Raw genomic sequence first — 18,400 nt, 5'->3', positions numbered from 1 at the left:
TGCTTATTCGCGCCAGTAAGGAGAGACTGTATGTATATCGGGATTGATCTGGGTACCTCGGGTGTTAAGGCCATTTTGCTCAACGAGCAAGGCGAGGTCGTGACTTCACATACCGAAAAGCTCGACGTATCGCGTCCGCACCCTCTATGGTCTGAACAAGATCCTGAACACTGGTGGCAGGCAACGGACTGCGCAATGAAAGCGCTGGGCGCGCAACACTCTCTGCGCGAGGTCAAAGCCTTAGGCATTGCCGGGCAGATGCACGGCGCAACGCTGCTGGATAAACAACAGCGCGTTCTGCGCCCGGCGATTTTATGGAATGACGGCCGCTGTGGCGAAGAGTGCGCGCTGCTGGAAGAGAAAGTTAGCCGTTCGCGGGAGATAACCGGCAATCTGATGATGCCTGGATTTACCGCGCCGAAGCTGCTGTGGGTTCAGCGGCACGAACCTGAAGTCTTCCGCCTGGTTGATAAAGTTTTACTGCCAAAAGATTATTTACGTTTACGTATGACCGGCGAGTTTGCCAGCGATATGTCCGATGCTGCCGGTACGATGTGGATGGACGTGGCGCGCCGTGACTGGAGCGATGAAATGCTCGCGGCTTGCGGGCTGAGCCGCGATAACATGCCCGCGCTGTTTGAAGGTTGTGAGGTGACGGGCTCGCTTCGTTCTTCCATCGCGCAGTCGTGGAATATGCCGGAAGCGCTGGTTGTGGCCGGTGGCGGCGATAACGCGGCGGGTGCGGTTGGCGTGGGCATGGCGGATGCCGGTCAGGCGATGCTGTCGCTGGGAACATCGGGCGTCTACTTTGCCGTCAGCGACGGTTTTCTTAGCAAACCGGAAAGCGCCGTTCACAGTTTCTGTCACGCGCTGCCCGGACGCTGGCATCTGATGTCGGTGATGCTGAGTGCGGCATCTTGCCTCGATTGGGCGGCGAAATTAACCGGTCTCGGTACGGTTCCAGCGCTGATTGCAGCGGCGGAATCGGCTAACGACGATGCCGATCCGGTCTGGTTCTTGCCCTACTTATCCGGAGAACGTACGCCGCATAACAATCCGCAGGCGAAAGGCGTCTTTTTCGGCCTGACCCATCAGCATGGCCCAGCGGAACTGGCGCGAGCGGTATTGGAGGGCGTTGGCTATGCCCTGGCTGATGGGATGGATGTTGTTCACGCCTGCGGCGTTAAGCCAGAGAGCGTAACGCTGATTGGCGGCGGTGCGCGCAGCGCGTACTGGCGGCAAATGCTCGCGGATATTAGCGGTCAACAGCTTGATTTTCGCACCGGCGGCGATGTCGGTCCGGCGCTTGGCGCGGCGAGACTGGCGCAGTTAGCACTACATAAAAATGTCGCATTCTCTGATCTGCTCCCGCAACTCCCGTTGGAACAGGCTCATCGTCCGGATGTCGCACGTTTTGCCCGTTATGCCCCTCGTCGGGAAACCTTCCGGCAGATTTATCAGCAGCTTTTACCGTTGATGTCCTGATAAATTCGCCCCAGTTGATGGGGCGAATCCATTCTTTGAATATGTCCTGATTTATTCATTCGCTGTGTGTATTTATATATTCCGAATTTGTCATTTCGGATGCGAAAAGTACCGATAATCACGTTTCATCAGTACATAATGAGGGCTGTTTTTTTGCCAGGGAGGCCCTATGAAAAATAATATTATTCCAAGGCTATTGATGGCCATCGGGGCGCTGATTTATCTGGTGGGTATCTGGCGTACGTGCCCGTTATTTAGCGGTAAAGGTTATTTTCTCGGTGTTCTGGTGATGGGGATATTCGCGATGTTAGCCCATCAGCGTACGATGCAAGAAGAACGTAAAAAAGATGATGGCTTTGCTTCGTTATGTCGCCTGGTACTCCTGCTATCAGTTGGTTTATTAATGGTCGGCGCCATGTTTGTGCCCGCCGGTTGGGATGAGAAGATCATCTACGTGGCGGCGTGGTTTGTGTGTTTATACGGCGCATCAACATTGCCCCGTAAAACAGTATCGAAACGCGTGGCGCAGCAAGACTCCGCAGAATAACCCTAGCTCACCAGGCGACGGCTATCGAACCGTTGAACCAGGGTTGAGAGCAGCAAGCTTCCCAGCAGCGTGGCGCTAAAAATCCACACGATATCCAGCAACGGCCAGCGCGTCAGTTCAAGCCCACTGGCGCGAAGCGCGTGGATGATCAGTGCGTGAAAGCCGTAAATCCCTAAGGAATGGCGGGCGATTGGCGCAATAAGCGGTATCTGGCGCGTATTGAGCGTATTTTTTGCCAGCGTCAGTAGGGTAATCGCGCAGATAAAAACTGCGGGTCCGCAGTATAAATACCAGGTATCGCCAAAGTCGCCGCGCCAGCGCAACTCATACAGCGTGCCACGTGATATCACCCATACTGTTGCCAGAAAGAGCGTTGCGCACAGTGGCGTCAGCCATTTTCTATCGGTGTCCATCATCCCAATTGCCCGGCCCAGAATGCCGTACAGCACATAATAAAAGGCATCGCCACTGATATAGAGATTAACTGGCAGCCATTCGATTCCGCCTGCTTTCACCGCCACCATATTGGGATTTGCCATGATGCCAATAACCAGCATGAGTGCCAGCAGCATCTTACCGCTGACCTGTTTAACCTGGATTAACGGCGAGAGCAGATAAATCACGGTGATCGCGAAGAAAAACCACAGGTGATAGAAGACTGGCTTTTGCAGCACATTCTTTAGCGACAGTTCGACGTTGATATGGGTGAACAGGGTGATATAGAGCAGAGATAGCGCGCTGTAAAAGAGGATGCACAGGCCAATGCGCAGAAAATGCCGGGGCTGAGCACTACGCTCACCGAAAAATAAATAGCCTGAAATCATGAAAAATAGCGGTACGCTGACGCGGGATGCGGAGTTAAGGAAATTAGCAATGTCCCAATCCAGCAGGCTGATAGTATGCGGGTGAGTGATGTACCAGGTGGTGCTATGAATCATCACCACCATCAGGCAAGCAATACCGCGCAAATTGGTAATCCAGTTAATTTTTTCCTGCATCAGGGCCTCAATTGCGTCCTCTCAAAAAGGGTCTGACTTCGATTATTCGATGGTATCTCAGTGGAATAATCTGAGTTTATCGCCATAGACTTGTCGTGACATGGACCGATTTGCACAATGGTTGGGTCAATTTACGCAATCTGCACAATAACAATTTACTCACAAGGTGGTCGAGAAAAGTGGTGATGAAATATGTATTTTCTGGGCTGCTGTTGCTTCTGCTGGCGGGCTGTAGCCAGACGCCATCTCAGCCAGAGCAAAAAGCGCAAAGAGCGCAGATAACGCCGCAAACGACTCTCAATATGGAGCAATTGTGCAAGGATAATGCGGCAATACGTTACAGTACAGGCATTCGGCAGGTCGATGTTAGCCATGTTGAACAGTTCCAGGGAAGCTATGAGCTTTCGGGTATGACCTCGCAGAATGAGCGCTTTATCTGTTCTTTTGATCCGGACGGGCAGTTTTTGCATCTTTCCATGCGCTAAATGCGGCTCTGGTGCCGTACGATGGCGTTAATTTCCGCAATTTTCCTTAAACAACCCTGTTTCATACTGTATATCTCTCAGTCAGCGGGTATACTGATCCCTTCCTTTAAATCCACACGTATCCAGCACGAAATAATATGCAAAAGTTTGATACCAGGACCTTCCAGGGCTTGATCCTGACCTTACAGGATTACTGGGCTCGCCAGGGCTGCACCATTGTTCAACCATTGGACATGGAAGTTGGCGCCGGCACCTCTCACCCCATGACTTGCCTGCGCGCGCTGGGGCCAGAGCCGATGGCTACCGCCTATGTTCAGCCTTCTCGTCGTCCGACCGACGGCCGCTACGGTGAAAACCCGAACCGTTTACAGCACTACTATCAGTTCCAGGTGGTGATTAAACCTTCTCCGGATAACATTCAGGAGCTGTACCTCGGTTCTCTGAAAGAGCTGGGTATGGATCCAACTATTCACGATATTCGCTTCGTGGAAGACAACTGGGAAAACCCAACGCTGGGAGCCTGGGGTCTGGGCTGGGAAGTGTGGCTGAACGGCATGGAAGTGACGCAGTTTACCTACTTCCAGCAGGTCGGCGGTATGGAGTGTAAACCGGTTACCGGTGAGATCACCTACGGCCTGGAGCGCCTGGCGATGTACATTCAGGGCGTAGACAGCGTTTACGACCTGGTCTGGAGCGACGGCCCGCTGGGTAAAACCACCTACGGCGACGTGTTCCATCAGAACGAAGTCGAGCAATCGACTTACAACTTCGAATATGCAGACGTCGACTTCTTGTTCTCCTGCTTTGAGCAGTATGAGAAAGAAGCTCAGCTGCTGCTGGCGCTGGAAAACCCGCTGCCGCTGCCTGCCTACGAGCGTATTCTGAAAGCCGCCCATAGCTTTAACCTGCTGGACGCGCGTAAAGCCATCTCCGTCACCGAGCGTCAGCGCTATATTCTGCGCATCCGCACTCTGACCAAAGCAGTGGCTGAAGCTTACTATGCTTCCCGTGAAGCCCTTGGCTTCCCGATGTGCAACAAGAATAAATAAGAGGCGGCCATGTCTGAGAAAACTTTCCTGGTGGAAATCGGCACTGAAGAGTTGCCACCAAAAGCACTGCGCAGCCTGGCTGAATCCTTTGCTGCGAACGTGACTGCGGAGCTGGATAACGCTGGCCTCGAGCACGGTAAAGTTGAATGGTTTGCTGCTCCGCGTCGTCTGGCGCTGAAAGTGGCAAATCTGGCGGCGGCGCAAGCCGATCGCGAAGTCGAAAAACGCGGCCCGGCGATTGCCCAGGCGTTCGATGCCGAAGGCAAAGCGAGCAAAGCGGCCGAAGGTTGGGCGCGTGGCTGCGGTATCACCGTCGATCAGGCTGAGCGTTTGACCACCGACAAAGGCGAATGGCTGCTGTATCGCGCACACGTGAAGGGCGAAAGCACCGAAGCGCTGCTGCCGAATATGATTGCCACCTCGCTGGCGAAGCTGCCAATCCCGAAGCTGATGCGCTGGGGCGCGTCAGACGTGCACTTTGTGCGTCCGGTTCACACCGTGACGCTGCTGCTGGGCGACAAAGTTATTCCGTCAACGATTCTGGGTATCCAGTCTGACCGTGTGATTCGTGGTCACCGCTTTATGGGCGAGCCTGAATTCACCATCGACAATGCCGACCAGTATCCTGAAATCCTGCGCCAGCGCGGCAAAGTGATTGCCGATTACGCCGAGCGTAAAGCGAAAATCAAAGCCGATGCTGAAGAAGCTGCGCGTAAAATTGGCGGTAATGCCGATCTGAGCGAAAGCCTGTTGGAAGAAGTGACTTCCCTGGTTGAATGGCCGGTTGTTCTGACCGCAAAATTCGAAGAGAAATTCCTCGCCGTACCGTCTGAAGCGCTGGTTCACACCATGAAAGGTGACCAGAAGTACTTCCCGGTTTACGCGAACGACGGCAAACTGCTGCCGAACTTTATCTTCGTCGCTAATATCGAATCGAAAGATCCGATTCAGATTATTTCCGGCAACGAGAAGGTTGTGCGCCCACGTCTGGCGGATGCCGAATTCTTCTTTAATACCGACCGTAAAAAACGCCTGGAAGACCATCTGCCGCGTCTGCAAACCGTGCTGTTCCAGCAACAGCTGGGTACGTTGCGCGACAAGACTGACCGTATTCAGGCGCTGGCGGGCTGGATTGCCGAGCAGATTGGCGCTGACGTTAATCATGCCACCCGCGCGGGCCTGTTGTCCAAGTGCGACCTGATGACCAACATGGTCTTTGAGTTCACCGACACTCAGGGCGTGATGGGTATGCACTACGCACGTCACGATGGCGAAGCGGAAGATGTGGCTGTCGCGCTGAACGAGCAGTATCAGCCGCGCTTTGCTGGTGATGACCTGCCGTCCAACCCGGTTGCCTGTGCCGTCGCGATTGCCGATAAGATGGACACCCTGGCGGGTATCTTTGGTATCGGTCAGCATCCGAAAGGCGATAAAGACCCGTTTGCGCTGCGTCGTGCCGCGCTGGGCGTGCTGCGCATCATCGTCGAGAAGAACCTGAATCTGGATCTGCAAACGCTGACCGAAGAAGCGGTACGTCTGTACGGTGACAAGCTGACTAATGCGAAAGTTGTCGATGAAGTTATCGATTTCATGCTCGGTCGTTTCCGTGCCTGGTATCAGGACGAAGGCTATACCGTTGATATCATTCAGGCGGTACTGGCGCGTCGTCCGACTCGTCCGGCAGACTTTGATGCGCGTATGAAGGCGGTTTCGCACTTCCGTACCCTCGAAGAGTCTGCTGCGCTGGCGGCAGCGAACAAGCGAGTCTCCAACATTCTGGCGAAATCAGACGTAACGCTGAACGATATCGTTCATGCTTCCGTACTGAAAGACGCGGCAGAAATTAAGCTGGCAGGCCATTTAGTCGTGCTGCGCGATAAACTGCAACCGTACTTCGCTGAGGGCCGTTATCAGGAAGCTCTGATTGAGCTGGCCTCTCTGCGTGAACCGGTAGATGAATTCTTCGAGAACGTGATGGTTAATGCTGAAGATCAGAACGTGCGGGTAAACCGCCTGACGCTGCTGTCTAAGCTGCGCGATCTGTTCCTGCAGGTAGCGGATATTTCTCTGCTGCAGTAAGCGTATCGTTAATAATAAAAGACCTGCCTCTGGGCAGGTTTTTTTGTGTCTGAAATATAAATAAGTGAACCGTTAATAATTCTCTAATTAATGCTTTTATTAATTTCATTCAGCAGTGGGAAATTTTTTAGGAATATATCAACGCCGTCTTGTTGGATATTTAAGGTAGAATGCTTGCGGGTGCTTGAGACTGTTTGTCTCAGGTATTCTGCAGGAGACAGATAGAGAAAAGCCCCACCTGATGGTAATCAAAGTGAGGCTCCCCTATGCATCAACACCATAAGAGTAGCCTCTTACCTGTTGAAAATCAACACTGGAGGCGAGGAATGCCGCAAAAGTATCTGTTGTTTGGCTTAATAGTGATTTGCTTCACTGTTTTATTATTTACCTGGATGGTTCGCGATTCACTGTGTGAATTACAACTCAGGCAGGGAAATATTGAGCTGGTGGCATTCTTAGCCTGTGAAATTAAACAGTAAGAGTGTCTGGTGGGGAGCTATCCCCACCATTCTTTTGGTGTTAAGCATTCTCAATGCACCCTTTCATTTTTCATCAAATAAATGTTTTGCCTCCTGATATCAGGAGGCCTTTTTCCCCCTGTCTGTCTACCTGTTGAAAAAACAGGCTTGAAATCCCTGCCGCGATGTGGCTATCCTATGTCCCGACGAATCCCTCGTCTTACTGGAGAGCACGCAACAAATGAACAAACACGACTGATGAATTTCGCTCCTTGCTTGGCGCTATTTGCGGGCAGGGGAGGTATTAATTTCATTCAGGAGTGCTTATGGCTCATAGTGCCCAGTCCCCTTCTTTTATTTTGCATCAGGTCACCTGTCAGTTTGCGACAGGAGATACGCTTTTTGGTCCGCTGAATTTATCGCTCGAAGGCTCCCTCTGTGGCCTGGTTGGGCGCAATGGCGTCGGAAAAACCAGGCTTCTGCGTTTGCTGGCGGGGGTTGACTCGCCGTCTGGCGGAAGTATCGAGCGTATTGCTTCAGTTAGATACGTGGCGCAGCAGCATGCGATGACCCCAAATACTACGCTGGCTGAGTTATTAGGCTTTGAATCCGTTTTCACTGCTCTGGCTCGCCTGAATCGAGGTGAAGGACGTGCTGACGATCTTGAACATCTTGATGGTTTTTGGGATCTTCCTGATCGCCTGAGTACAGGATTCATGGATGCTGGTTTAGGTGAATTTTCCCCCAAACGTCCGGCCTCTTCGCTGAGCGGTGGTGAACGCGTGAAAGCGCTGTTATGTAGAGCATTTCTCAGTGGCGCGGACTATTTACTGCTTGATGAACCCACCAACCATCTGGACCGACAGGGCCGCGAGTGGCTGTATCAGCAGCTTGAACGCTGGCGTGGCGGGGCGCTGATTGCCAGCCATGACCGGGAGTTGCTGGCCAGAATGCCGCGCATCCTTGAGCTGACGCCCGTGGCTCTGCGCAGCTATGGCGGAAACTACGCGGATTATCAGCAGCAGCGCGAGCTGGAACAACAAGCGGCTCGCACCGCGCTGGAACATGCCGCCACTGAGCGAAGACGTACCCGCGCACGTATGCAAAAAGAGCATGATGCCTGCCAGCGGCGCTCTGCGCAGACGTTACGGACTATCGACACGCTAAATATCGCCTCATTCGAACGGGTGGCTTACAAAGGGGCGGCGAAAGAGCGCCCCGGCACCCTTAAGCGCCAGCATCGTGAACAAAATAGTGCTCTCAACGATGCGGTAGTACAGGCGCGTGAACGGGTAGAGGAGGACAGCCCGGTGATGTTTACTTTGCCCGGTAGCCAGGTCGCTGCGGGAAAACAGGTGCTGGAGCTGGAAACGTTGCAGTTGGCGCATGTGCATATGCTACCGCTGAGCTGGCGGCTTGATGGGCCGATGCGGGTGGCGCTGCGCGGCCCCAATGGTTGCGGTAAGACGACGCTGCTTAAAACGCTGCTGGGGCTAGAACCTGCTCAGTCAGGAGTCAGTCACTCATCCGTTCACGCAGCGTATTTAGATCAGCACCTGAGTCAGTTAGATTTGTCGCTATCGGTGATGATGCATCTGAATCTCGGCGATACGCCATTAGAAGAAGGTGCACTACGCAGCCAATTGGCGCAATTACAGCTGGGGGCGGACAAAGTCCATCTACCATTATCGGCCCTAAGCGGAGGAGAACGACTAAAGGCGGCGCTGGCCTGTGTGCTCTGGCGGCGGGAAGCTACGCAATTACTGTTACTTGATGAGCCCACAAATCATCTCGACCTGGCGTCCACTCAGGCGATTGAAAAAGCGCTAGAACAGTTTCCCGGCGCGATACTGGTTGTGTCGCATGATGAAGCTTTTTTACAATCTCTGAATCTGACCCACTTTCTTGAGTGGCGGGAAAGCGGCTGGTTTGCTGGCGCGTATTGAATAGTGATAGATGGGTTCTCGATTGAGCAAATTATTTTTTGAGAATCCATTTATATTAGTCTTATAGAAAAGGTGGTTATTATTGCCGTTCATGTCGTATCCGGCATAAAAGGCCTATATGAATAACCTGATTTTGAAATTCATCGTTTTCTATCAGCGTGTTATCTCTCCCCGTAAAGGATATCGCTGTGCTTATGGCGCTCTGCATCATACGCAAGGATGCTCGGGAGCGGTCAAAGAGATTATCCAACAGAAAGGTGTGATTGGCGGCTGGGGAGAGATTCGTCAGCGTTTCAGTGACTGTCGGCTGAAACTTTGCAAAAACAAAAGCCTAAAGACGATCCGAAACGTAAAAAGGAGTGTGATGATTGTGGCCTTTCGGGCTGTGATGGCCAGTGTTGCACTTATCTGCCGGACTCATTACCGAGAATCCCTCTGCCGGATTTGGAATGTCCTTGTGACTGCTCTTCCCTGCGTTTTAAAGGTTATCGCAGATAAAAAAAATCCCCGCCGTTTGGCAGGGACTTGAAATTTTGAGCTTTTTAAGCTTACAGGCTGTTTACGTTACCAGCTGCCGGGCCTTTAGCGCCGCTTTCGATGGTGAAGGAAACTTTCTGACCTTCGTCCAGAGATTTGTAGCCTTCGTTCTGGATAGCAGAGAAGTGTACGAACACGTCTTTAGAACCATCGTCAGGAGTGATGAAGCCGAAACCTTTGTCAGCGTTGAACCATTTTACGATACCAGTCATTTTACCGGACATAGCGAATTACCTTTAAAAAATAAATGAGCCTTTCGGCGTTACGGTCTGGACTACAGATTTGAAGCGATAAAGGGAAAGTTCACTACCGGGGTATCAACGATAACCTTTGAAGGACTGCTCTATTCGAATACTCTGTGGTCTTTAAATCAAACCTGCGAGCATTAACGCATTTTCGCGCCGTGATGGCAAACTTTTTTTTCACTGGCTTAAAAACGGTCCTTAACAGGACCGTCAGCCTGAACGAAGTATAGCCTAAATTGTTAGTCGATGATCTGTCTTGAAAGCTGTGGGTTCGCCTGAATAAGGCGCATTAATTTCATCTCGGTGGAAGAGGGTTTCAGGCGTCTCGATTCCCACTCTTGTACCATTGCTACGCTGACGCCCATGGCATTGGCGAAATCATCTATCTTGAGCCCGGTACCTTTGCGTAGCTGTTCAAATTCGCTGAATGCGGCGGACTTGCGCGTCAGGGTTGCCGCCTGTGCTTGATCTTTAAAAATAATCTGTTCCAGGTTGCTCATTAATTCAAATACAGGATCTTTATATTCCATTGAGAGCTCCTCTCTTTCATACAGCGGAGGTTGAAATTTGTAGAGCCTCTTAAGAATAGTCGCAAAAAAGATCTAAGAATGATCACGTAGGTGATTATTTGCCGACGCGGTTTCTTCTGATGGGTCATGGTCTGGGTAAGATGATGATTAATAATGGGGCCAGCCTGTTTAGAAAATTATTGTAAACAGTTAAGAAGAAAAGCAGAAAAGGCCAGCGCGTTCCCGCTGGCCTTATGGGTTACGCCTTTTGCAGCTTATCGACTTCACCCTGTGGGGCCGTGGATTGTCGTTGGCTCAGTTTGTATTTCACCAATAATGCGATGGCGGACAAGAACGTCGGGATGGCCAATAGAGTAAAAATAGTCTCGAATGATAGCTGAGCTTCCATTAGGAATACGCCGCTAAATGCGCCAAGAATGCCGCCAAAGCGCCCAATGCCCAGCATCCAGGCAACGCCGGTCGCGCGTCCTTGTGTTGGATAGAATCCGGCAGCCAGCGCAGGCATCGACGATTGCGCGCCGTTCATAATACTGCCCGCGATAAACACCATCACACCCATCAACAGCAGGCTGCTGGTTGAGAAACCGACCAGACAAACGAATACTCCGGTCAGCAGCCAACCTACGGCGACGACCTTGTTCGGGTTGATCTTATCCATCAATGCGCCGAGGATGAGCACGCCAATGCCGCCACCCAGCGGGAACAACGCGGTAATAATCGAGGCCTGGCTCATGGTTGCGCCGGTTTCGCGAATTAACAGCGGCAGCCAACTGGTCAGTAAATAGAAAATCAGCAGGCCCATGAAGTAGGTCAGGCAGAGCATCACGGTCCCCACGGCATAGCGTGGTGAGAAAATCACCCCAATGGCCGATTTCTCTTTTACCTGCCCCGCTTCGCGTAGTTCAAATTCAGCGTGTTCAGGAACGGGAGCGATGCGGCGCAAAATGGCAGCAATATGCTGTGCTGGCTGCTGTTTCACCACCATATATCGCGCTGATTCGGGTAAGAGAAAGATCAGCACTACCGCTAACAGCAACGGCATCACGCCACCAAGCACCAGCACGCTTTGCCAGCCGTAGTGAGGGATCATCCAGGCGGAGAGGAAACCTCCCAGCGATGAGCCCATCGGAAAGCCGACAAACATCAGGTTAACCATCAGCGCCCGACGGCGCTCGGGGGCATATTCGCTCATCAGCGTCGCGGCGTTTGGCATGGCGGCGCCCAGTCCAAGTCCGGTCAGAAAACGCAGTAGCGTCAACTGATTGAGACTTGTGGCAAAGGCGGTCAGCAGGCTGAAACTACCGAAAACCACGATTGACATAATCAGCACTTTCTTACGCCCAACGCGGTCGGCTAGCGGTCCGGCTGTCAGCGCGCCGACGGCAAGCCCCACTAACGCGGCGCTCATCACCGGGCCCAACGCTGACTTTTCGACCCCCCATTCCTGTACAAGGTCGGAGGCAATAAATCCGATTATCGCGGTATCGAACCCGTCCATAGCGACGGTGATAAAACATAAGGCCAGAATCATCCACTGGTATTTCGTGAAGGGATGTTCATTGATAAAAGCCTGAATATCGATGGTTGTTTTCTTCATGCGGCATTCCTGGCAGGCAGAGCGGGGGACAGCAATAGATTATTATTATCTCCCTCGCGGGCGTTGATGTTGTTTGTGCGATTATCGAACGAACTGTCGTTAATCGCTCATTTAATAAAATCATCGAACGGCATTTCAGGCAATGTAGGCTAGTCGGGAAGCGTGCGATTATCGTCCGCTTTGCTAATGTAAAAGCAAAGATACGCAATAAATTTAAATAAAATCAGTTTGTTAATTCGGTCCTGGCCTGGGCGAGGGATGGTGGTAATTGTGATGAACTTAACAGACGATATTATTGCGCGCTAAAACAGCGATAACCGGCATTTTAAGGCGGAAGATTGTCAGGAAAAGGTATCCTGCAAGGCCGACCTGGACTATCCTTGTCAGCGTCTGGCACGTGTGTGCCTGTTTGCGCTTTTTTTGGCTGAAAGGAGTAAAAAAATGGCGACAGGAAAGTCCTGCTCTCGCTGGTTTGCGGCTATTGCAGCCCTGTTAATGGTGGTTAGCCTGAGTGGATGTTTTGATAAAGAAGGCGATCAGCGCAAAGCGTTCATCGACTTCCTGCAAAATACGGCAATGCGTAGCGGCGAACGTCTGCCGACGCTGACCGCCGATCAGAAAAAACAGTTCGGGCCTTTCGTCTCCGATTATGCGGTGATTTATGGCTATTCACAGCAGGTGAGCCAGGCGATGGATGCCGGTCTGCGTCCGGTGGTTGATAGCGTAAATGCGATTCGTGTCCCGCAGGATTATATGACTCAGCGTGAACCGCTACGTCAGGCAAACGGCGCTTTAGGCGTATTAAGCCAACAGTTGGAAAACGCAAAAATGCAGGCGGACGCTGCACACGGTGCGCTGAAACAGGGTGACGATCTCAAGCCGGTCTTCGACCAGGTTTATAACAAAGTGGTGACCGCTCCGGCGAATGCGCTACAGCCGCTGATTCCAGCCGCGCAGGTATTTACCCAGCAGCTGGTGCAGGTGGGCGATTTTGTTGCTCAGCAGGAAGCGCAGGTGAGCTTCGTGGCGAACGGTATTCAGTTCCCGACTTCACAGCAGGCCAGTCAGTATAATACGCTGATTGGGCCGCTGGCCGCTCAGCACCAGGCCTTTAACCAGGCATGGACTGCGGCAGTTAACGCAACCCGTTAACGGTTCTGACAACCCGGGCACGGCTTGACCCTGGCCCGGGTTTTCTTTTCTCACTTCACCTGCGGATTCACGCAGTTCTTCTCGACTTTGCCGTTCAGGGCATCAATCAGATTATCCACTGCGCAGGCCGCCATGTTATAGCGAGTCTCATGCGTTGCTGAGCCAATATGCGGCACCGCGACGACGTTCGGCAGGCTTAACAGTGGGGAGTCTTTCGCCAGCGGCTCTTGTTCAAACACATCCAGCCCGGCGGCATAAATTTTACCTTCCTGTAGGGCGGTAATCAGCGCTTTCTCGTCAACCACTGGACCGCGTCCGGCGTTGATAAAGATGGCGGAAGATTTCATTTTGGCAAACTGCTCTTTACCAAACAGGTGATGGGTTTCTTCGGTCAACGGCAGGATCAGGCAGACAAAATCCGCTTCCTGTAACAGGGTGTCGAGATCGCAATAGCGGGCGTTAAAGCGCTCTTCCGCCTGCGGGTGCTGGCGGCGAGCGTTGTAGAGAATCGGCATGCCGAAGCCCGCATGCGCACGCTGGGCGAGCGCCATCCCAATGCGGCCCATGCCGACGATCCCGAGGGTTTTGTGATGCACATCGTTGCCAAACCAGTCCGGGCCGATGCTTTTGGTCCACTCTCCGGCCTTCACGCGATTAGCAACTTCAACCACCCGACGCGCGGTGCTTAACACCAGAGCCATTACGGTATCGGCGACGGTTTCGGTCAGCACGGTCGGGGTGTGCATCAACAGCACCTTATGGGCATTCAGCGCATCGACGTCGAAGTTGTCGTAGCCGACGGAGATGGTTGAGGTCGCACGAAGCTTGGGCATTTTCTCCAGTAACGCGGTATCGACTTTTTCGCTGGAACCCAGCAGACCTACCGCTTCAGCGAACGCCGGGGCGTGCTGCGAAACGGTCTCCGGACTCAGGTTTTTGACCTGAGTGACGGTAAAGTGTTGTTCCAGACGCTGTTGCAGGTCGTCGGGAAGCGTTTTGTAGAGAATAACTGACGGCTTCATGCGGATCTCCGTTGTGTTAAGGGTTCAGGCGTGACGTGCGCCAAGCGGAAGGGTTTGATTATTAGCAGGCTTAACAATCAAAGTAAGCCATACCGAGACGAAAAGCGCCACTCCCATAAAAATGTACGAGGCCGAAGGGCTGCCGGTGGTGCCGTTAAGATAGCCCACAAACCATGAACCGAAGAAGGAACCGAGTGCACCCATGCTGTTGATCAGCGCCATCGCGCCGCCAGCAACGTTGCGCGGCAGCATCTCAGGGATGATGGCGAAGAAAGGCCCGTAAGGGGCGTACATCGCCGCACCGGCAATAACCAGCAGAATATAAGATACCCAGAAATGATCGCTGCCAACGGCCCAGGACCCCATAAAAGCAAAGGCGGCAATCAGCAACAGCGGCCAGACGAACAGCTTACGGTTCTGCATTTTATCGGATGCCCATGAGACAACGATCATCGCGATAGTCGCTGCCAGGTAAGGAACGGATGAAAGCCAGCCAACCTCGACCATACCCATATTTTCGCCGCCGCTGCGGATAATCGACGGCAGCCACAGAACGAAGCCGTAAACCCCGATGCTCCAGGCAAAGTACTGCATGCACAGCAGAACAACGTTGCGTGAGCGAAAGGCTTCTTTGTAGTTACGTACGGCTTTAATACCCTGCTGTTCGTGTTCCAGTTGTTCCTGCAGAGCAGCTTTCTCGCTTTCGGCCAGCCAGTTCACCTGGGATGGTTTATCCTTCACCAGCACCCACCAGCAGAAAGCCCAAAGGATCGCCGGGACACCTTCGATGATAAACATTTCACGCCAGCCTAAGGCCTGAATCAGATAGCCGGAAACCACCGACATCCACAGTACCGTGACCGGATTGCCGAGGATCAGGAAGGTATTGGCCCGCGAACGTTCGGATTTAGTAAACCAGTTGCTGATGTAAATCAGCATCGCCGGCATCACCGCCGCCTCCACGACGCCAAGAATAAAGCGGATCGCCGCCAGCGCGGGAATGTTGTGCACCATCCCGGTCAGCGAGGCGCAGCCGCCCCACAGAATCAGGCAGATAAAAATCAGTTTGCGCACGCTGCGGCGTTCCGCATAAATGGCGCCGGGGATCTGGAAGAAGAAGTAGCCAAGGAAGAACAGCGCCCCCAGCAGGGAAGAAACACCCTTGGTAATGCCCAGATCTTCAGTAATTCCCGCCGCCGAAGCGAAGCTAAAGTTGGCGCGGTCGAGGTACGCCAGGCTATACGTGATAAACACGATAGGCATGATGTACCACCAGCGTTTTGTTGCGTTCGTCGAGCTTTTCATAGGCTTGCCTCTGTTAGTGAGGTGACACTCATCATCGATAAGGTGCGTTACGCCGCGCTGCATGTAGGGTACAGGACGGCTATGATATTGTGCTGAACCGGATTATTCGCCCAGCGCCTCGCGGGTGGGTAATCCTTCACTGTCCCCCTGGACCTGGATGGCCAGCGAACCAATTTTATTACCGCGCTGTACCGCCTGGCGCAGCGGCTGGCCCTCCAGCAGGGCGCTAATCACCCCGACGGCAAAACCATCGCCCGCGCCGACGGTATCGACGACGTTATCCACTTTTATTGCCGCCACGGCTCCTTGTTCGCCATCGGCGGTTTTATACCAGGCGCCATCAGAGCCGGTCTTAATCACTACCGTGCGTACGCCGCGGGTGAGATAGAAGTCCGCGATGGCTTCCGGCGTCTGCTGACCGGTCAGAATCATCCCCTCTTTTAAGCCGGGAAGAACCCAGTCGGCCTGAAAAGCAAGCTGGTTCAGTTTTTCCACCATCTCGGCTTCGCTTTTCCACAGCGTCGGACGCAGATTGGGGTCGAATGAGAGGGTTTTTCCCTGAGCCTTCATGGTACGGGCCGCGTGATCCAGCAGGGCGTACGAGCTTTCCGACAGCGCGGCGGCTACGCCGCTTAAGTGCAGGTGACGAGCGCTGGCGAAATAGGCTTCGTTAAAATCATCTGGCGAAAGATGGCTGGCGGCGGAGCCTTTGCGGAAATATTCCACAATGGGATCGGTTCCATTTTCAACTTTAGATTTCAGCTGAAAGCCGGTAGCGTAGCGGCCATCTTTGCTCACGCCGTGCGCATCGATCCCCTCTTTCGCCAGCGCGTTGAGGACGAAGTGACCAAAGCTATCCTCGCCGACGCGGCTCACCCAGCCGACGCTTAAGCCCAGGCGGGCCAGGCCGGTAGCGACGTTCAACTCTGCGCCCGCGATGCGTTTCATAAAGTGCTCTACTTCAGCCAGTTCGCCGGTTTCGGTAGCGACAAACATCGCCATGGCTTCGCCTATGGTGATGACATCTAACGTTTTTTGCATAACTTAATCCTCGCGTAACAGGTTGACGTAGCGGCGGGTCACGGCCGTCAGGTCATGGCCAGTCAGCGGAAATTCAATCCCGCGTGGAACATCGGCGGGCAGATTGTCGAGCAGCGCCAGCCAGCGGTTGGACGCTTCGTCCGGCGGCACGGCACGAAAGTGCGAATGGTGCGGTTCCGCTGCCTTAACGTGGATATAGCTGACCGCGGGGGCCAGCTGGCGTGCGGCTTCTTCCGGCGAATCGCCGACCCACAGCCAGTTGCCCATATCAAAGGTGAGAGTGATCGGCAGCTGATTCACCCGGCAGGCGGCTTTGAAGCGCTGCATCGGCGCCAGCTGGCCGCAGTCGGTCTGATCGTTTTCCACCACCAGCGCCATTCCGCTCTCCTGCAGAATATCGCGCAGGGTTTCCAGATCATTGTGGTGACGAAAGTGGCCCAGCGAGAGCTTTAGCCACAGCGCGTTAAGGGTCTGCGCTTCCTGTAAAAAGCCAGAGAGGCGCGGATTGAGCGAGCCGTCAGCGGCAAACAGGGCTTCTGGCGCGGAGTAACAGGCCAGCAGGCCGCGATGCTCAATGTCTGCGGCCAGTTCTGGCAGGTGGTTCAGTTCATCAGCGCTAAACAGTTCGCGGCGAATTTCCACGCCGTCCGCACCGGAACCGGCGATAAACGGCAGTACGGCGGACTGTCCACCCAGCGCCTTAACGTGGTCATTCCCGTACGCGGCGGTTACGACAATAATTTTTCTGGCCATCCCAACACTCCCGGCGATTATCTAATGCGTTGTTTATTACGCTAGATGGTATCGGTTCCAAAGCAAAGGTTAAGATGTTCAATTTATGATCGCCATCACGAAGGATCGTTAGCGGAAGGTAGAGCCTCTGACGATCAGTTCGCCGGAAAACACCCGTTCACAGACCGGGTCATTGCTGCCCGCAATGCGGCGCACCACCTGCTCAACGGCGGCGAAGCCAATCTGCCAGGTTGGCTGCTTGAGGGTGGTAATCCCCACGCCCGCCAGCTCGGCCCACTCCAGCTCATCGAAGCCCAGCAGGCCGATATCGCTACCCCAAATCAGGCCAATACGCTTAAGAGAGCGCGCAACTTGCAGGGTCAGCGCGCCGTTGGCGGAAATCACCGCTTTACGCATTCCGCGATGGTGGGAGTGGAAATGGCGCAGGACGTTGTCGAGCATCGCACCGTCGTTGAGCGGGACTTCGGCATTTTCCGCGATGATGCCAGCATGGTGCTGGAGCGTGTTGCGAAAAGCGCTCAGGCGCTCGCGGCGAGTGTTTACCGAGCCGAGCGGTTCGCTGAGGAACAGTAAGGCTTCGAAGCCTTTTTCCACCAGATGTTCGGTGGCGGTGGTGGCGGCCTGGGTATTATCGAGACCGACGACATCACAGGCGAACTCAGGAATTTTGCGGTCGATAAGCACCATCGGCAGCGCCGACTGCTGTAGCCGGTTTAGACCGTCTTCACGCATCCCGACCGCATTGACCACAATCCCCTCCACCTGGTAGCTGCGCAGCAGGTCGAGATAGTGCAGCTCCTGGTCCAGCTCGTTATTGGTGTTACACACCAGCAGGGTAAAGCCTTTTTCGCGACAGGCGGCTTCTATGCCGCTGAGCACGTTGACGGAGTAGGGGTTGGTGATATCAGCGATGATCAGACCAATCAGCCGGGTGCGGCCATGCTTCAGGCCGCGGGCCATCAGACTAGGACGGTAATCGAGCTCGGCAATCGCTTTTTCAATTCGCCCTAACAGATCGTCGGAAAGCAGATGCTTTTCGCCGTTCAGATAGCGTGAAATGCTGGTTTTGCCGGTCTTTGCGGCTTTCGCCACATCGCTGATGGTTGCTCGCGCCGCTTTCGCCATGGTGGCTTCCTTTGCTGAAATCTGCACACACCTTAGCGCGAAAATC

The 18,400-nt window shown here is 53.6% G+C and carries 18 protein-coding genes; 9 read left to right on the top strand and 9 right to left on the bottom strand.

Going from position 1 to position 18,400, the window contains the following annotated elements; genetic code table 11:
* Nucleotides 1-30 precede the first annotated feature (30 nt).
* Both xylB and yiaB read left to right on the top strand, forming a co-directional pair.
* Complete coding sequence (gene xylB / locus HV127_RS05780) at nucleotides 31-1,485, top strand: xylulokinase (protein WP_182235273.1); 1,455 nt, start codon at nucleotides 31-33, stop codon at nucleotides 1,483-1,485.
* Between the two features lie 169 nt (nucleotides 1,486-1,654).
* On the top strand, nucleotides 1,655-2,032 hold the full coding sequence (gene yiaB / locus HV127_RS05775; protein WP_182235272.1) for an inner membrane protein YiaB: 378 nt from the start codon (nucleotides 1,655-1,657) through the stop codon (nucleotides 2,030-2,032).
* 2 nt (nucleotides 2,033-2,034) lie between these two features.
* Here the strand turns inward: yiaB and HV127_RS05770 are convergent, their stop codons facing one another.
* Nucleotides 2,035-3,030: an acyltransferase gene (locus HV127_RS05770; protein WP_182235271.1), complete on the bottom strand. Its 996-nt coding sequence runs from the start codon at nucleotides 3,028-3,030 to the stop codon at nucleotides 2,035-2,037.
* A 185-nt stretch (nucleotides 3,031-3,215) separates the two neighbouring features.
* Between HV127_RS05770 and HV127_RS05765 the strand changes: the two genes are divergently transcribed.
* The 6 genes from HV127_RS05765 (at nucleotide 3,216) to yidD (ending at nucleotide 9,576) form a co-directional block, all read left to right on the top strand.
* Nucleotides 3,216-3,515: a YsaB family lipoprotein gene (locus tag HV127_RS05765; protein ID WP_182235270.1), complete on the top strand. Its 300-nt coding sequence runs from the start codon at nucleotides 3,216-3,218 to the stop codon at nucleotides 3,513-3,515.
* A gap of 137 nt (nucleotides 3,516-3,652) precedes the next feature.
* Nucleotides 3,653-4,564, top strand: coding sequence for a glycine--tRNA ligase subunit alpha (gene glyQ, locus HV127_RS05760; RefSeq protein WP_110276255.1), 912 nt, complete (start codon nucleotides 3,653-3,655; stop codon nucleotides 4,562-4,564).
* Nucleotides 4,565-4,573: 9 nt separating this feature from the next.
* Nucleotides 4,574-6,643 carry a glycine--tRNA ligase subunit beta gene (gene glyS, locus HV127_RS05755; RefSeq protein ID WP_182235269.1) on the top strand — a complete coding sequence of 690 codons (2,070 nt, stop codon included), beginning with the start codon at nucleotides 4,574-4,576 and terminating at the stop codon, nucleotides 6,641-6,643.
* 326 nt (nucleotides 6,644-6,969) lie between these two features.
* Nucleotides 6,970-7,122, top strand: coding sequence for a type I toxin-antitoxin system toxin HokA (hokA, locus tag HV127_RS05750; RefSeq protein ID WP_110276253.1), 153 nt, complete (start codon nucleotides 6,970-6,972; stop codon nucleotides 7,120-7,122).
* A 305-nt stretch (nucleotides 7,123-7,427) separates the two neighbouring features.
* Nucleotides 7,428-9,047, top strand: a complete 1,620-nt coding sequence (locus tag HV127_RS05745) for an ATP-binding cassette domain-containing protein (protein WP_182235268.1) — start codon at nucleotides 7,428-7,430, stop codon at nucleotides 9,045-9,047.
* Between the two features lie 118 nt (nucleotides 9,048-9,165).
* Nucleotides 9,166-9,576: a membrane protein insertion efficiency factor YidD gene (gene yidD, locus HV127_RS05740; RefSeq protein ID WP_228727451.1), complete on the top strand. Its 411-nt coding sequence runs from the start codon at nucleotides 9,166-9,168 to the stop codon at nucleotides 9,574-9,576.
* Between the two features lie 19 nt (nucleotides 9,577-9,595).
* Here yidD and cspA read toward each other — a convergent pair whose 3' ends face one another.
* The 3 genes from cspA to HV127_RS05725 form a co-directional block, all read right to left on the bottom strand.
* Nucleotides 9,596-9,808 (bottom strand): RNA chaperone/antiterminator CspA, encoded by a 213-nt coding sequence (cspA, locus tag HV127_RS05735; protein ID WP_110276250.1) that lies wholly within the window; start codon nucleotides 9,806-9,808, stop codon nucleotides 9,596-9,598.
* A gap of 260 nt (nucleotides 9,809-10,068) precedes the next feature.
* Nucleotides 10,069-10,359, bottom strand: coding sequence for an HTH-type transcriptional regulator (locus HV127_RS05730; protein ID WP_182235267.1), 291 nt, complete (start codon nucleotides 10,357-10,359; stop codon nucleotides 10,069-10,071).
* 238 nt (nucleotides 10,360-10,597) lie between these two features.
* Entirely contained in the window at nucleotides 10,598-11,956 is a 1,359-nt protein-coding gene (locus tag HV127_RS05725) for an aromatic acid/H+ symport family MFS transporter (protein WP_182235266.1), read from the bottom strand.
* A gap of 441 nt (nucleotides 11,957-12,397) precedes the next feature.
* Here HV127_RS05725 and HV127_RS05720 point away from each other — a divergent pair, with 441 nt between their 5' ends.
* Entirely contained in the window at nucleotides 12,398-13,108 is a 711-nt protein-coding gene (locus HV127_RS05720; protein ID WP_110276247.1) for a DUF3053 domain-containing protein, read from the top strand.
* 50 nt (nucleotides 13,109-13,158) lie between these two features.
* Here the strand turns inward: HV127_RS05720 and ghrB are convergent, their stop codons facing one another.
* The 5 genes from ghrB to HV127_RS05695 all read right to left on the bottom strand — a co-directional run bounded on the left by ghrB (nucleotide 13,159) and on the right by HV127_RS05695 (nucleotide 18,354).
* Nucleotides 13,159-14,130, bottom strand: coding sequence for a glyoxylate/hydroxypyruvate reductase GhrB (ghrB, locus tag HV127_RS05715; protein WP_182235265.1), 972 nt, complete (start codon nucleotides 14,128-14,130; stop codon nucleotides 13,159-13,161).
* Between the two features lie 24 nt (nucleotides 14,131-14,154).
* A complete protein-coding gene (locus tag HV127_RS05710; RefSeq protein WP_182235264.1) occupies nucleotides 14,155-15,435 on the bottom strand; it encodes an MFS transporter in 1,281 nt (426 codons plus the stop codon).
* Nucleotides 15,436-15,537: 102 nt separating this feature from the next.
* The gene (locus HV127_RS05705; protein ID WP_182235263.1) at nucleotides 15,538-16,476 is read right to left on the bottom strand and encodes a sugar kinase; all 939 of its coding nucleotides are present in this window, start codon (nucleotides 16,474-16,476) and stop codon (nucleotides 15,538-15,540) included.
* Nucleotides 16,477-16,479: 3 nt separating this feature from the next.
* Complete coding sequence (locus HV127_RS05700; protein ID WP_182235262.1) at nucleotides 16,480-17,229, bottom strand: sugar phosphate isomerase/epimerase; 750 nt, start codon at nucleotides 17,227-17,229, stop codon at nucleotides 16,480-16,482.
* Between the two features lie 108 nt (nucleotides 17,230-17,337).
* Nucleotides 17,338-18,354: a LacI family DNA-binding transcriptional regulator gene (locus HV127_RS05695; protein ID WP_182235261.1), complete on the bottom strand. Its 1,017-nt coding sequence runs from the start codon at nucleotides 18,352-18,354 to the stop codon at nucleotides 17,338-17,340.
* Nucleotides 18,355-18,400 lie beyond the last annotated feature (46 nt).

This window comes from Klebsiella sp. RHBSTW-00215, assembly GCF_014103785.1.
Taxonomy (GTDB): domain Bacteria; phylum Pseudomonadota; class Gammaproteobacteria; order Enterobacterales; family Enterobacteriaceae; genus Klebsiella.
Note: the sequence above shows the minus strand (reverse complement) of the source record. Positions and strands in the feature narration are given on the sequence as shown.